The following is a 13755-nucleotide window of genomic DNA, read 5'->3' as shown; positions in this document are numbered from 1 at the left end:
GGCCTTCTTGGACTCTGCTGTCTTGGCGGGACTCACGCGGTCAACTCTAGGCACCCACTCCGACAGCGGGCACGACGCGGGCCATGTCGCGGCCTCCCACTGGGTAGGACAAAACTGCAACACGTTTCAGTTCAGCTGCTGCGCTCCGTTACGCTGAGTCGGTGCCAGGAGCTACGGACGCCGCCAGCCAGCCCGCGATCGACGGATGGTGGTCACACGACGAGACCGGATCACCGCACCTCATCGGTGGGAAGTGCACGGAATGCGGAACGTACGTGTTCCCGCCGCGCGCCAACAACTGCCCCAATCCGGCGTGTGACAGTGACGCACTGGAGGCCGTCGCGTTGTCACGCCGCGGGAAGGTGTGGAGCTACACCGAGAACCGTTACGCACCGCCGCCGCCGTACCCGTCCCCTGACCCGTTCGAACCGTTCGCTGTCGCCGCGGTCGAATTGGCCGACGAGGGCTTGATCGTGCTCGGCAAGGTCGTCGAGGGCACCCTGGCCACCGACCTCAAGGTCGGCATGGAAGTCGAACTGAGCACCGAAGTCCTGTACACCGACGACGAGGGCATCGAGCGCCTCACCTACGCCTGGAGGATCCCGTGAGTGCCGATCCGGTGTACATCCTGGGTGCCGGCATGCACCCGTGGGGCAAGTGGGGCCACGACTTCACCGAGTACGGCGTGGTGGCCGCCCGCGCGGCCCTGGCCGAGGCCGGAATCGACTGGCGCCAAATCCAACTGGTCGCCGGTGCGGACACCATTCGCAACGGCTACCCCGGCTTCATCGCCGGTTCGACCTTCGCCCAGAAGCTCGGCTGGAACGGCGTCCCGGTGTCGTCGAGCTATGCGGCCTGCGCCAGCGGATCACAGGCGCTGCAGAGCGCGCGCGCCCACATTCTGGCCGGCTTCTGCGACGTCGCACTCGTGATCGGCGCCGACACCACGCCCAAGGGCTTCTTCGCCCCCGTCGGCGGCGAACGCCGCAACGACCCCGACTGGCAGCGGTTCCACCTCATCGGCGCCACCAACCCCGTCTACTTTGCGCTTCTCGCGCGCCGCCGGATGGACCTCTACGGCGCCACCCTGGAGGACTTCGCGCAGGTCAAGGTCAAGAACTCCCGGCATGGTCTGAACAACCCCAACGCCCGATTCCGCAAGGAGTCCACCGTCGAGGACGTCCTGGCGAGCCCCGTCGTGGCCGATCCCCTTCGCCTGCTCGACATCTGCGCCACCTCGGACGGTGCGGCCGCGTTGATCGTGGCCAGCAAGTCGTTCGCCGAGAAGCACCTGGGATCGGTCGAGGGTGTGCCGTCGGTGCGCGCCGTCAGCACCGTCACCCCGCGCTACCCACAGCACCTCCCCGAATTGCCGGATATCGCAACGGATTCCACCGCCGTGGTGCCCGCGCCGGAGCGGGCGTTCAAGGATCAGATCCTCGACGCCGCCTACGCCGAGGCGGGGATCGGGCCGGAAGACGTCAGCGTCGCCGAGGTCTACGACCTGTCCACCGCCTTGGAACTGGACTGGTATGAGCACCTCGGCCTGTGCGCCAAGGGTGAAGCCGAAGCGCTGTTGCGCAGCGGCGCCACCACTTTGGGCGGACGCGTCCCGGTCAACCCGTCGGGCGGCCTCGCGTGCTTCGGTGAAGCCATCCCCGCCCAGGCGATCGCCCAGGTCTGCGAGTTGACCTGGCAGCTCAAGGGTCAGGCCACCGGACGCCAGGTCGAGGGCGCCAAGGTGGGCGTCACCGCCAACCAGGGTTTGTTCGGACACGGCTCCTCGGTGATCGTCGCCCGCTAGCCTTATCGGCGTGGGTTCCATCGCGCCGGCTCCGTTCATCGACGGACTCGTCTACGGCGAGGGACCACGGTGGCACGACGGCCGCCTGTGGTTCACCGACGGGCTCGCCGGCCAGGTGTGCTCGGCGGGTGTGGCCGGCGATGTGGTGGTGGAAGCGACGATTCCGCGCGCATCCGGGCTGGGTTGGCTCCCGGACCGAACACTGGTGGTGTCAACCCTTTTCGAGCCGTCACTGCACTATGTCGACCCGGACGGATCGGTGACCGTCTCCGACATGGGTGACCTCGCCTGGTCGACCAACGACATGGTGGTGACGACCGACGGCAGAACCTATGTCGACCTCTACCGGGTCACCGATGACGGCCTCGTGGGCGATATCGCGCTGCTCGACTCCGACCGCGCCGTACAGATCGTCGCCACTGGCCTCGCCCTGCCCAATGGACTGGGATTCCTGCCCGGCGGTTCGTCCCTGGTCGTCAGCGAGACCAGAGGTTCGCGAATTCTCTCCTATCCCGTCGAACCCGACGGCACCCTGGGCGAGGCTGAGGTCTTCGCCGACCTGGGCCCCGACCGGCACCCCGACGGGTTGTGCGTCGACGTCGAGGGCGGGGTGTGGGTCGGTTGCTACGACACCGCCGAGTTCCTCCGAGTCACAGCCGGGGGCACCGTGACCCATCGCATCCCCCTCGACGAGGGATGGGCCGTGGCACCCGCCCTCGGCGGGCCTGACGGACGCACGCTCTACCTCGTGATCGACGACACCGATCATGCCGCTCTGCTGAAAGGCGTGTCGCGGGGTTGGATCATGCAGGCCCGTGTCGAAATTCCCGCCGCCGGATCACCCTGAGTCATGCCGGAGTTCGTCGTCGCCCGCGTGAAGCCGGGCAGCCGAAAGGGTCCGCTGATCGAGTCCGGACCCGAGGGCGAGCTGATCGTCTACGTGCGCGAGCGTGCCGTCGACGGCAAGGCCAACGCGGCCGTGATCCGACTGCTCGCCGCACATTTCGATGTCGCACCCAGCCGGGTGGAACTGGTGTCGGGTCCCGCGTCCCGCCTCAAGCGATTCCGGATCGAGAACTAGGCGCTCAGGCGACGGTCAGGCGACCCCGAGGTAGGCCGCGCGAATACTATCGTCGGCCAACAACTCCCGCGCGACACCTTCGCGCGTGATGGTGCCGGTCTCGAGAATGTAGGCACGATCAGAGCGACTCAGCGCCTGCTGCGCGTTCTGCTCGACCAGCAGCACCGTGGTGCCCTGCCGGTTGATCTCGGAGATGATCTTGAAAATCTGCGAGATCACCATGGGCGCCAGGCCCATCGACGGTTCGTCGAGCAGCAGCACCTTGGGCCGGGCCATCAGCGCGCGTCCGATGGCCAGCATCTGCTGCTCCCCGCCGGACAGCGTGCCACCCACCTGATCGCGGCGCTCGGCCAACCGCGGGAACGTCTCGAAGATCCAGTCCAGGCGTTCCCTGTGCTCCTCGCGGGTCGGGAACTTGCGCCCGTAGCAGCCCATTTCGAGGTTCTCCACGACCGTCATGCCCGGGAACACACCACGGCCCTCGGGAGACTGGATGAGCCCATCGATCACTCGCTTGTGCGCCTTGACGTTCGAGACGTCCACGCCGTCGAACCACACCGACCCCGACGTCAACGGTCGCAGACCCGAGATCGCCCGCATCATGGTCGTCTTGCCCGCACCGTTGGCACCCAGCAGCGTGACCAGCTCGCCTTCGTGCACGACAAGCGAAACACCGTGCAGCGCTTCGATCCTGCCGTAGTGCACGACGGCGTCGCGCACCTCCAGGAGCACCGGACGGTCACTCGAGTTCGTCATCGGGCACTCCCAGGTAGGCGGCGATCACCTTCGGATCCTCTCGGATCTCGGCAGGCAGACCGTCGGCGATCTTTCGGCCGAACTCGAGCACCACGATCCGGTCGGTGACGCCCATGACCAGTCGCATGTCGTGTTCGATCAGCAGCACGGTGTAGCCGTCCTCGCGGATCGCGTGGATCAGGTCGATCAGCGCGGCCTTCTCGCTCGGGTTGAAGCCCGCCGCGGGTTCGTCGAGGCACAGCAGCTTGGGCTCGGTGGCCAGCGCGCGGGCGATCTCGAGTCGCCGCTGGTCGCCGTAGGAGAGGTTCTTGGCCTTCTCCTCACCCCGCTGCGCGATGCCGACGAACTGCAGCAGCGCCGCGGCCTTCTCGATCGCGGTGTTCTCCTCGCGGCGGTGGCGCGGAGTGCGGAAGATGGCGCCGGGCACCGAGGTTCGATGTCGGGCGTCGGTCGCCACCACCACGTTCTCCAGCGCCGTCATCTCACCCCAGAGCCGGATGTTCTGGAATGTGCGGGCGATGCCGCGGCGGGTGATCTGGTGACGTTTGATGCGACCCAACGGTTCACCGTCGAAGATCACGGTGCCCGACGTGGGGCGGTACACCCCCGTCATGGCGTTGAAGCAGGTCGTCTTGCCGGCACCGTTGGGACCGATCAGGCCGAGGATCTCGCCGCGCTTGATCCGGAAGTTGACGGCATCCAATGCGGTCAGACCGCCGAATTTCACGGTCAGATCGACAGTCTCCAAGAGGGTCTCGCCCTCGGCCGCATGAACCTCCCGGTGGAGTGCGGCCAGCTCCTCGTCGATCAAGGGCTCGGGTTCGGTCATGCGGCCGCCTTCGATTCGTCAGCGCTGCGCAGAAGTTCCTTCGCGCGCTTGCCGTACGTCAGCAGCTGTTGCCGTACCGGGAACAGGCCCTGCGGCCGGAAGATCATCAGCAGCACGAGCGCCAGACCGAAGAACAGGTACTTCAGGTCACCGAGGTTGATGCCGAACAGGTGCACGCCGAGCAGCCGGTTCGGCAGGTAGACGATGACGAAGGCGCCGAAGATCACGCCCAGCTTGTTGCCCTGCCCGCCCAGAACCACCGCGGCCAGGAACAGCATCGAGTTGATGATGTTGAAGTTCGTGGGCGCGACGTACTGCACCTGGCCGGCGTACAGCGCGCCCGACAGACCGCCGATCGCGGCGCCGAGCGTGAAGGCCCACAGCTTGAACTTGAAGGCGTTGACACCCATGACCTCCGCGGCGTCCTCGTCCTCGCGGATGGCCACCCAGGCACGGCCCACGCGGCTGCGTTCCAGGTTGCCGACGATCAGAAGAACGATCGCGACGAGCACCAGACCGAGCCAGTACCACCAGGTTCCATTGGTGGCCTCGTCCATCGCGTTCGCGCCCGAGAAGTATCCGCCGGGAACGCTGTCCTCACCGATCCGCGGAAAAGCGATCCCGTGCAGGCCACGGGAACCGTTGGTGATGTCGTTGAGGTTGTCGGCCAGCAGTCGGATGATCTCGCCGAACCCGAGGGTGACGATCGCCAGGTAGTCGCCGCGCAGGCGCAGCGTCGGGAAACCCAGGATCAGCCCGGCCAGCGCGGTGAACGCGATGGCCAATGGCACCGCCGACAACCACGCCCAGTCGGAGCTGAAGAACCCGCTGAGGCCCATCTGATTCCACGGGCTCTCCGGGCTGGTCAGCAGTGCCACTGTGTAGGCACCAACCGCGTAGAAGCCCACGTAGCCCAGATCCAGCAGGCCAGCCTGTCCGACCACCACGTTGAGCCCGATGGCCACCAGGGCGATCATCGCGAACTGGGCCATGACCCCGTCGAAACTCACACCAGGGGTGTCGAGGAAGCCCGGCGTCCAGATCGGCAGCAGTGCCATGACTGCAAACCCTGCCGCACCGAAGATCCACTTCTGCGGACGTCCCAAACCCGCCCACCAGTCGCGCAACCGGTCCCCCGGTGCGCCGACGGTGCGCGCGAGCGAGTGCTTGGAGTCCGTCATACCCGCGCCTTTCCGAGGCTCTCCCCGAGTATGCCCGTGGGCCGGATCAGCAGCACCAGAACCAGCAGCACGAAGGCGACGACGTCCCGCCACTGCGTGCCGAACAGGATCTGCCCGTAGTTCTCCATGACGCCGAGGAGCAGACCGCCGAGAAGGGCGCCGCGCAGGTTGCCGATTCCGCCGAGCACGGCAGCCGAGAATGCCTTGATGCCCAACAGGAATCCGCCCGAGTAGATGATCCCCTGCGGCACCTTGAGCGTGTAGAGCAGCGCCGCCGCACCGGCCAGCAGGCCACCGATCAGGAAGGTGGTCATGATGACCCGCTCGCGAGAGACACCCATCAGGGTCGCGGTGGTCGGGTCCTGGGCCACCGCCCGGATACCGCGGCCGAACTTGGTCCGATTGATCACGATGTCGGTGATCAGCGCGAACACCAGTGCCGCACCGATGATCACCAGCGTGACGTTGGTGACCGTCGCACCGAAGATCGTGAACTGGACTTTGGGCTGCACCAGCACGATCGGCTGTTGAGCGTTGTTGCCGCCGTATCCCTTGATGATCTTCGGCAGGATGAAATGCACGAATTCCTGTAGCACGAAGGACATTCCGATGGCAGTGATCAGGAAGGTCAACGGTCGTGCATTGCGTTTTCGCAGCGGACGGTACGCCACGAACTCCAGACCCACGGCCGCGCTGCCCGACACCAGCATCGCGAACAGCATGGCGATGCCCAGATAGAGGATGGTCAGCGCGACGCCCTTGTTGTAGGCGTTGCCGCTGGGAGTGAAGCCCAGGATCATGTCCAGGCAGAAGTAGGCGCCGAACATTCCGAACATGAAGATCTCGGAGTGCGCGAAGTTGATCAGCCGAAGCACACCGAAGACCAGCGTGTAGCCAACCGCGACGAGGGCGTAGATCGCACCCCAGGACAACCCGTCGATCGTCAACTGCCAGAAGCTGTCCAGCAGGCCGCTCACGTTGAAGTTGATGTTGGCAGCCAAGCACGCGTGCCGGTCGAGGCAGTCCTGGATCATCCGGGGGCGGGCTCCTAACGCGGTGAGGAACGTCTGCGCTGTAAAGCGGGACGCGCCCGAGCCTTGCGGTCTCGGACGCGTCCCGTCGTCACAACTACTGCACCTTGTACACCCAGATCAAGGTGTTGGTGAGCTCGCCGGTCGGGGTCCACTCGTACTTGCGAGCCACACCCTGGCCGCTGTAGGTCCGCACGAAGTCCAGCAGTTCGGCACGTGTGTGCTTTCCGGCGTCGATGCCCTTGAGCAGGATCGTGCCGAGGTCATAGCCCTCAGTGCTGTAGGTGCCGGGCTCCATGTTCCATTTCGCCGTGTACTCCTCGGCGAACTTGCCGGTGGCCGGACCGCAGGGGCAGGACAGGATCGCGTCCTTGGACGCCTCTCCGGCCTGCTTGACGAACTCGGGATCCTTGCTGCCGTCGGCGCTGACGAAGTTGGCCGTCACGCCTCCGTCACGCAACTGCTGCACGAACGGCGCAGCCTCGGCGTAGTAGCCGCTGAAGAACACCGATTCCGGCGCGACGCCCTTGATCTGGTTCACCGCGGCCGAGAAGTCCTTGTCGCCCTTCTTGACCGAGATGTTGCAGGCGCCGTCGGCGACGGGGCCGAGGGTGTCGCGCACGGCCTGGGCCAGACCCAGTCCGTAGTCGGTGCTGTCGTCGACGACGCAGACCTTGGTGTTACCGAGGTTGTTCTTCAGGTAGTTCGCCACCGAGGGACCCTGCACACCGTCGTTGGCCAGACCGCGGAAGAACGTCTTCCAGCCGTTCTCCGACAGCGTGACGTTGGTGGCCGACGCCGTCGTCGCCACCAGACCCGCCTGGTCGAAGACCTGACCGGTGGCCTTGGTCTCACCCGAGAACGCGGGGCCGATCAGCCCGATGGTGTAGGCGTCGGAGACGATCTGCGGTGCGACCTGGGTCGCCTTCTGCGGGTCACCCTCGGTGTCGAAGGTCTTCAACTGGACCTGGCAACCCGGGTTCGCCTCGTTGTGCTGGTCGACGGCCAACTGCACGCCGTTGCGGATGTTGATGCCCAGGGCCGCGTCAGGGCCGGTGAGCGCACCGGCCATCGCGAGGCTCAGGGGCGAGCATGCCGCGTTGCCGTCGCCGCGAGGATCGGCCGGGGCCTGGCTGGCGTCCGCGGTGACCTCGGTGCCGTTCTCGTCGATCTGGATCTGCTCGACGATCTTCAGGCTCGTTTGGGACTGCCCCTCCTCCGGACTCGACTGGTTACAGCCGGCGACCCCGAATACGAGCAGGGCGGCCGAGCCAAGAGCGAATGCACTGCGTGTCGCACGACCGCGCACGTTTCACCTCCGGGTCGATGTTGATGACGGCTTTGGCGATCCGGCCGGGTGTGGCCAAGACCATCAACGCTTCCGAAAGAACATAGCGGTCACACCGCGGAATCGCGTGGTGGTTGATGAACGCGTGCTGCCCGGCGTTCGATATGCGCACCTAAACCGAACGGTCAGCGCCGTCCCCCGAGGCAGAACCGCACGTCAGGAAACGCATTGTTTACGCGTGGCGGTCGGAATTCAGGCGGTGGGAGGCTCGGTCTGCGGCGTGTCGAGCGTCTCCAACACCACTTCGGCGACGCGCTTCATGGTCGTGCGCCGGTCCATTGCGGCGCGCTGGATCCATTTGAACGCCTCGGGTTCGCTCATCCCCTGCTTGGCCTGCAGCAAACCCTTCGCGCGTTCGACGAGTTTTCGCGTCTCCAGGCGGTCCGACAGCGTCGCGACTTCGTTCTCGAGCGCGCTGACCTCACTGAACCTGCTCACCGCGAGTTCGATGGCCGGGATGAGGTCGGTGATCGAGAACGGCTTCACCAGGTAGGCCATGGCCCCGGCGTCACGGGCCCGTTCGACCAGATCCCGCTGGCTGAACGCGGTCAGCACCACGATGGGGGCGATGCGCTTGCTGGCGATCTCAGCGGCCGCGTCGATGCCGTCGCGACGCGGCATCTTGACGTCCATGATCACCAGATCGGGCGTGAGCTTCTCGGCGAGTTCCACCGCCTCCTGCCCGTCGCCGGCCTCGCCGACGACCTCATATCCCTCCTCGCGCAGCATCTCTGCCAAGTCCAAGCGAATGAGCGCCTCGTCCTCGGCGATCAGCACGCGATGGGGTTTGACCTCGTCGGTGGTTCCCGTCATGGGAACCATTGTCGCGTGAGGCGCGCGAATGGGCGAGCGCGGGAGCCCGAATCGGCATCGACTATGGTGGGTACTCGCACCGACCGGTGCACGCCCTCGTATCCCAATTGGCAGAGGAAACGGATTCAAAACCCGTCCAGTGTGAGTTCGAGTCTCACCGAGGGCACCAGAAGAACCGCACCGCGCGTTGACAATGCGCCGTACTAGATCCGGTAGTCAGGCAACTCGATATCGTCGAGCTGTCTGCCGGCCAACAGCCGGGCCAGTGGCCGGAAGTTCATCACGCGAATGGCCATGTTGCGCAGCCACAGCCCGAATTTCGTCCGGGTGGCGAAGAAACCGATCATCCGTTCGGCACCGGCCTGCTTGCCCTCGATGAACGGATGCATGAGCCCTTCATAGGCTTCGAAGGCTCGGCGATAGTCGTCGCCGGCGCGCTCGATCTCGCCCGCCAGGATGTAGGCCGCGGTCATCGCCAGCCCGGTGCCCTCACCGCCGAGCAGCGATATGCAACCGGCCGCGTCGCCGATCAAAGCCACTCGTCCCTGCGACCAGTGGTCCATCTGGATCTGACTGACCACATCGAAGTAGAGATCGTCGACCTCGTTGAGCGCTGTCAGGATCTGGGGGCATTCCCACCCGGCGTCACCGAACATGTTCCACAGCTGGCCTTTTGGGGAAAGCCCCGCGCTACCGTGCGCATCGCGGAACACGAACAGAAACATCGTGCGGTCGTCACGCAGGGCGAACCGGGCGACCTGCCCGCCCGGCACGGCGAAGGTGACATAGACGAGATCGTCACGCGGGCGGTAGCCGTCCACCACGCAGGCCGCCACCTTGCAGCCCAGGTAACGCTCGAAATTCTGTTCCGGACCGAAGACCAGGCGACGCACATTGGAATGGAGTCCGTCCGCGCCGACGACCAGATCGAACTGTTGGGGAGCCGAGTTCTCGAAGGTGACGCCGACTCCGTCGGGGTGCTCGTCGATCGTCACGATGCTATCGCCGAAGATGGTGTCGACCTGCTGGGCGATGTCGGAGTAGATGGCGGACGCGAGATCGCCGCGCGGCAGACTCGTGAAGTCCTCCCCGATCATGCGACGAATGACGTCGACGTTCAATTCTGCTTGTGCGCCACCGCGTGTTCCGACTGTCCGGACGTACCGAACGTCGTAACCGGCGGATCGGATCTGCGCCTCGATACCCATCCGTTTGGCCACGCGGTACCCGACACCCCAGAAATCGGTCATGTACCCGCCGGTGCGGAAGGCGGGCGCCTGTTCGATCAGCGTGACGTGATGGCCCGTCCTGTGCAGCCAGTGCGCAAGTGTCGCCCCCGCGACGCCGGCCCCGCTGATGGCAATCTGCGACATTGTCGACCTCCCAGACCGACCCTTTTCCAGGCTAGCGCCGTGGGACTGCAGGGCTGTCGCGCTGCCGTAGGCGTCTCGCGCTGCGGTTCGCGTCCGTCATCCGAAGGCGACGACGCACAGGAACACCGCCGCCGGGCCGTAGAACAGAAGCAGGCACATCGCCAGCGCAGTCGCCGCCAGCACAAGCCCGGTCCTCTGTGTGGCCGCCGCTTTGCCCAGGGTCACGCAGCCGAGGAGAGCGGCCACGATGCTGACGACGATCAGTGTCTGCGGCATGACCGCGTCAGCCCCCGAGGGGTACTGCCCATCCATCAGATTTGCCGTCAACACACTGCTGCTGGCCACGGGTACAGCAGTGCCGCCGCGCTCAGGAGAACCACGAGCGCCACGGCCGCGTAGATGTTGGCCCGCTTGGCGATGTCCATCCTTTGATCTTCGGGCATCTCGCGGGGGTGTCCCGGCGGAAGTTATTCACAGTTGCGACTTCATCCACAGGCGGGGTGATCGGCGTGGCGGCGGGGTTGCCGAACGACAACAATCGAACGTATGTGCGAACTGATGTTTGATGCGGAGGACGATGTGGCTGTCGTCTCCGCGATCAGTGGTTTCGCACGGGCGGAGGCGACTGCCGCGGCGGGTCGGTTGGCTGCGATCCATGCGTTGATGGAGTTGCGGGTCGCTGATGAGGACGAGCGCGCCCTGTGGGCTTGTGACACCTGGGATGCCTGCGCGGCCGAAATCGGCGCCGCGTTGAACATCAGCGGCCGCAAAGCCTCCGGTCAGATGCACATGGCCCAAGCCCTGCACACCCGCCTGCCTCGGGTCTTCACGCTGCTGCAGGCCGGGACGATCACCGCGCGCACCGCCTCGACCATCTGCTGGCGCACCCGCATGGTGATCGACGACGAACCGATGGCGGCCATCGACGGTGAGCTCGCCCTTGCGGCCAGGCGGTGGGGCGTGATGTCGGATGCCCAGTTGGATCAGGCGATCGACAAAGTGCTCGCCGAATACGATCCCGATGCCCTGGACGCCTTCGAAGCCGCCGCCCGGGGTCGGGATGTGCAGTTCGGCAAGCCCGAGGACGAAACCGGGACCTGCTCGATGTGGGGACGGCTCCTCAAGACCGACGCTGCGCTGATCAAGAAACGTTTCGCCGAGCTCACCCGCCACCTGTGTGCCGATGACCCGCGAAACGCCGGCGAACGCCGTTCCGATGCCATAGGGGCGATAGCTGCCGAGTCCGGACCCCTGACGTGCCGCTGCGGCAATCCGGAGTGCGTCGGCGCCAAGGTGACGCCGAGCCGCAGTGCGGCGGTGATTTATGTGCTGGCCGATGAACGGGCGATCACCGCTGCCCGCAACAACATTGCCGCGGCCAAGACGGCCACCAAGACGCCCACAGGCTCGACTGCCGGCACCGAGGTCGAGTCACCAGCCGGCGGCCAGGCTGGTTCCCCGGCAGCCGACACCTCCGCAACGCCGCCGGCACCACCCGAAATCCCCATAGCGCCGTCCGCGCCGTCCCGGCGGCCTGCGGCGGTGTTGCAGGGCGGCGGCATCGTGCCCCAGCCGTTACTGGAAGAGCTGTTGATCAACGGTGCCCCCGTCAAACCGATGAGACCCCCACCCACAGACCCCGAACCCGGCTACCGCCCCTCAGCGGCGTTGGCGGCGTTCGTCCGCAACCGGGACATGTTCTGCCGATTTCCCGGCTGCACCACCCCGGCGCAGTTCTGCGACATCGACCATGCGATCGCCTACCCAACCGGTCCGACACACCCGTCGAACCTTCGCTGCCTGTGCCGAAAGAACCACCTGCTCAAGACATTCTGGACCGATGAGCAGGGCTGGTCGGACGTTCAGCATCCCGACGGCACCATCGTCTGGACTGCACCGACCGGCCACACCTACACCACCCACCCCGGCAGCCGCATCGTGTTCCCACACTGGGACACCACCACCGCAACCCTGCCCGAAGCGGTCCAGCCGACGCAGACACCCGCACCCGTGGGCAACCGGGGTCTGCAGATGCCGACACGGAAGCGCACGCGCACCTCCGAAGAGGCCGCGCTCATGAGACGCGCACGCGCGCAACAGGATACGAGCCGATCACCAAATTCCGATCAGCTTCATCCAGCCGCCGCCGATCAACGTCCAGATCAGGATGTTGACGATGCTGATGGCGAAACCGATGCGGAACAGCTCGGCGGTCTTCACGTACCCGGAGCCGTAGACCACACCCGCCGGGCCGGAGGAGTAGTGGGCCAACCCACCGAAGAGGTTGCCGATGAATCCGAACACTAACGCCGAAAACAACGGCGGAGCACCGGTCGCGATAGCGGCACCGACAAACACCGCGTACATCGCGACGATGTGTGCGGTGTTGGAGGCGAACAGATAGTGCGAATAGAAATAGACCAGCGTCAGGATCGCGAATGCGACCAGCCACGGCAGTGCGTCGACCGATCCGGCCACCGAGTTGCCAATCCAGTCGATGACACCCAAATCGTTGAGTTCTGAAGCCATTCCGACCAGTACGCCGAAGAACACCAGTGTGCTCCAGGCCGAGGCGTTGTCCGCGAGGTTCTTCCAGCTGAGCACCCCGGTGATCAACAGGATCGCGATCCCGACGAAAGCGGCCGTCGTGGCGTCTATCTTCACCACGCTGCCCAGGCACCAGAGGATCAGCAGCAGTACGAACGTCCCGGCCATGATCCATTCCCCGCGGGACATCGGCCCCGCTTCCCGCAACTGATCACGCGCCTGCTGCGGTGCATCGGGCGTCTTCTTGATCGTCGGCGGATAGATCTTCGACATCACCCACGGCACCGCCACCAGACTGACGATGCCGGGCACGATCGCGGCCAATGCCCATCTCCCCCAGGAAATCTCGACGCCCAGCTTCCGGGCCGCCTCCTGGGCCACCGGATTTCCCGCCATCGCGGTCAGGAACATCGCCGAGGTGACGACGTTGACCTGCAGCGCGGTCAGGGTGAGAAACGCTCCCAGCCGTTTACGCGACTCCTCCGGCTCGGGATGGGAGTCCTCGAGCTGGCTCAGCGAGGCCACGACGGGAAACACCACACCCCCGCACCGCGCGGTGTTCGACGGAGTCGCCGGTGCCAGGATCAGATCAGTCAGCGCCATGCCGTACGACAACCCCAGTGTCGATCGCCCCAGGCGCGTCACGAACAGCAGCGCGATCCGCCGGCCCAGCCCAGTCAGCAGAAACCCCTCCGCGATGAAGAACGCGGCGACGATCAGCCACACCGTTGTATTGGCGAAGCCCGCCAAGGCTTTGGCCGCGGACTCGGTCTTCGTCAGCATCGCCACAGCCATGCCGATCAACGCCACCGAACCGGTCGGCAGGGGCTGCAGGATCAGCGCCAAGATCGTGCCCAGGAAGATGCCGAGCATGCGCATGCCCGTGGGTTCCACGCCGTCGGGCACCGGGAGGACGTAGACCAGGACCGCGACCGCGATGGGCACGCCGGCCTTCCACAGGTACGGCAGCCACGGCCTGTTCACATCCCCCG

The 13755-nt window shown here is 65.7% G+C and carries 13 protein-coding genes, 1 tRNA gene and 1 pseudogene; 6 read left to right on the top strand and 9 right to left on the bottom strand.

Annotated elements, in window-relative coordinates:
- The first annotated feature begins 161 nt into the window (after window positions 1–161).
- The 4 genes from G6N34_RS09500 to G6N34_RS09485 are packed head-to-tail and all read left to right on the top strand — an operon-like array spanning window position 162 to window position 2885.
- The gene (locus tag G6N34_RS09500) at window positions 162–608 is read left to right on the top strand and encodes a Zn-ribbon domain-containing OB-fold protein (protein ID WP_085150567.1); all 447 of its coding nucleotides are present in this window, start codon (window positions 162–164) and stop codon (window positions 606–608) included.
- A gap of 32 nt (window positions 609–640) precedes the next feature.
- Window positions 641–1804 (top strand): lipid-transfer protein, encoded by a 1164-nt coding sequence (locus G6N34_RS09495; protein ID WP_234812806.1) that lies wholly within the window; start codon window positions 641–643, stop codon window positions 1802–1804.
- 10 nt (window positions 1805–1814) lie between these two features.
- Window positions 1815–2651: an SMP-30/gluconolactonase/LRE family protein gene (locus G6N34_RS09490; RefSeq protein WP_085150563.1), complete on the top strand. Its 837-nt coding sequence runs from the start codon at window positions 1815–1817 to the stop codon at window positions 2649–2651.
- A 3-nt stretch (window positions 2652–2654) separates the two neighbouring features.
- The gene (locus tag G6N34_RS09485; RefSeq protein ID WP_085150561.1) at window positions 2655–2885 is read left to right on the top strand and encodes a DUF167 domain-containing protein; all 231 of its coding nucleotides are present in this window, start codon (window positions 2655–2657) and stop codon (window positions 2883–2885) included.
- 15 nt (window positions 2886–2900) lie between these two features.
- Here G6N34_RS09485 and G6N34_RS09480 read toward each other — a convergent pair whose 3' ends face one another.
- The 6 genes from G6N34_RS09480 to G6N34_RS09455 form a co-directional block, all read right to left on the bottom strand.
- Window positions 2901–3641, bottom strand: coding sequence for an ABC transporter ATP-binding protein (locus tag G6N34_RS09480; RefSeq protein WP_085150559.1), 741 nt, complete (start codon window positions 3639–3641; stop codon window positions 2901–2903).
- Window positions 3625–4470: an ABC transporter ATP-binding protein gene (locus G6N34_RS09475; RefSeq protein ID WP_085150557.1), complete on the bottom strand. Its 846-nt coding sequence runs from the start codon at window positions 4468–4470 to the stop codon at window positions 3625–3627. Before G6N34_RS09475 ends, G6N34_RS09480 begins: the two co-directional genes overlap by 17 nt.
- A complete protein-coding gene (locus G6N34_RS09470; protein ID WP_085150555.1) occupies window positions 4467–5651 on the bottom strand; it encodes a branched-chain amino acid ABC transporter permease in 1185 nt (394 codons plus the stop codon). The genes G6N34_RS09475 and G6N34_RS09470 overlap by 4 nt, the downstream gene beginning before the upstream one ends.
- On the bottom strand, window positions 5648–6685 hold the full coding sequence (locus G6N34_RS09465) for a branched-chain amino acid ABC transporter permease (RefSeq protein ID WP_085150553.1): 1038 nt from the start codon (window positions 6683–6685) through the stop codon (window positions 5648–5650). Before G6N34_RS09465 ends, G6N34_RS09470 begins: the two co-directional genes overlap by 4 nt.
- Before the next feature lie 94 nt (window positions 6686–6779).
- On the bottom strand, window positions 6780–7991 hold the full coding sequence (locus G6N34_RS09460; RefSeq protein ID WP_085150551.1) for a branched-chain amino acid ABC transporter substrate-binding protein: 1212 nt from the start codon (window positions 7989–7991) through the stop codon (window positions 6780–6782).
- 231 nt (window positions 7992–8222) lie between these two features.
- Window positions 8223–8843, bottom strand: coding sequence for a two-component system response regulator PdtaR (locus tag G6N34_RS09455; protein ID WP_179965735.1), 621 nt, complete (start codon window positions 8841–8843; stop codon window positions 8223–8225).
- A gap of 92 nt (window positions 8844–8935) precedes the next feature.
- Here G6N34_RS09455 and G6N34_RS09450 point away from each other — a divergent pair.
- Window positions 8936–9012, top strand: a tRNA-Leu gene (locus tag G6N34_RS09450).
- 34 nt (window positions 9013–9046) lie between these two features.
- Here the strand turns inward: G6N34_RS09450 and G6N34_RS09445 are convergent.
- Both G6N34_RS09445 and G6N34_RS09440 read right to left on the bottom strand, forming a co-directional pair.
- Window positions 9047–10216: an FAD-binding domain gene (locus G6N34_RS09445; RefSeq protein WP_085150547.1), complete on the bottom strand. Its 1170-nt coding sequence runs from the start codon at window positions 10214–10216 to the stop codon at window positions 9047–9049.
- A 96-nt stretch (window positions 10217–10312) separates the two neighbouring features.
- Entirely contained in the window at window positions 10313–10492 is a 180-nt protein-coding gene (locus tag G6N34_RS09440; protein WP_133057729.1) for a hypothetical protein, read from the bottom strand.
- 270 nt (window positions 10493–10762) lie between these two features.
- On the opposite strand from G6N34_RS09440, the pseudogene G6N34_RS27965 reads away from it, so the two are divergent.
- Window positions 10763–11584: pseudogene (locus G6N34_RS27965) on the top strand (DUF222 domain-containing protein); the annotation flags it as partial.
- Between the two features lie 744 nt (window positions 11585–12328).
- On the opposite strand, the gene G6N34_RS09430 reads toward G6N34_RS27965, so the two are convergent.
- Window positions 12329–13732 carry an anion permease gene (locus G6N34_RS09430; RefSeq protein WP_085155625.1) on the bottom strand — a complete coding sequence of 468 codons (1404 nt, stop codon included), beginning with the start codon at window positions 13730–13732 and terminating at the stop codon, window positions 12329–12331.
- Between the last annotated feature and the right edge of the window lie 23 nt (window positions 13733–13755).

The organism is Mycolicibacterium confluentis, from assembly GCF_010729895.1.
GTDB lineage: Bacteria > Actinomycetota > Actinomycetes > Mycobacteriales > Mycobacteriaceae > Mycobacterium > Mycobacterium confluentis.
The sequence above is the reverse complement of the archived record's forward strand: the minus strand, read 5'-3'. Positions and strand labels throughout refer to the sequence as shown.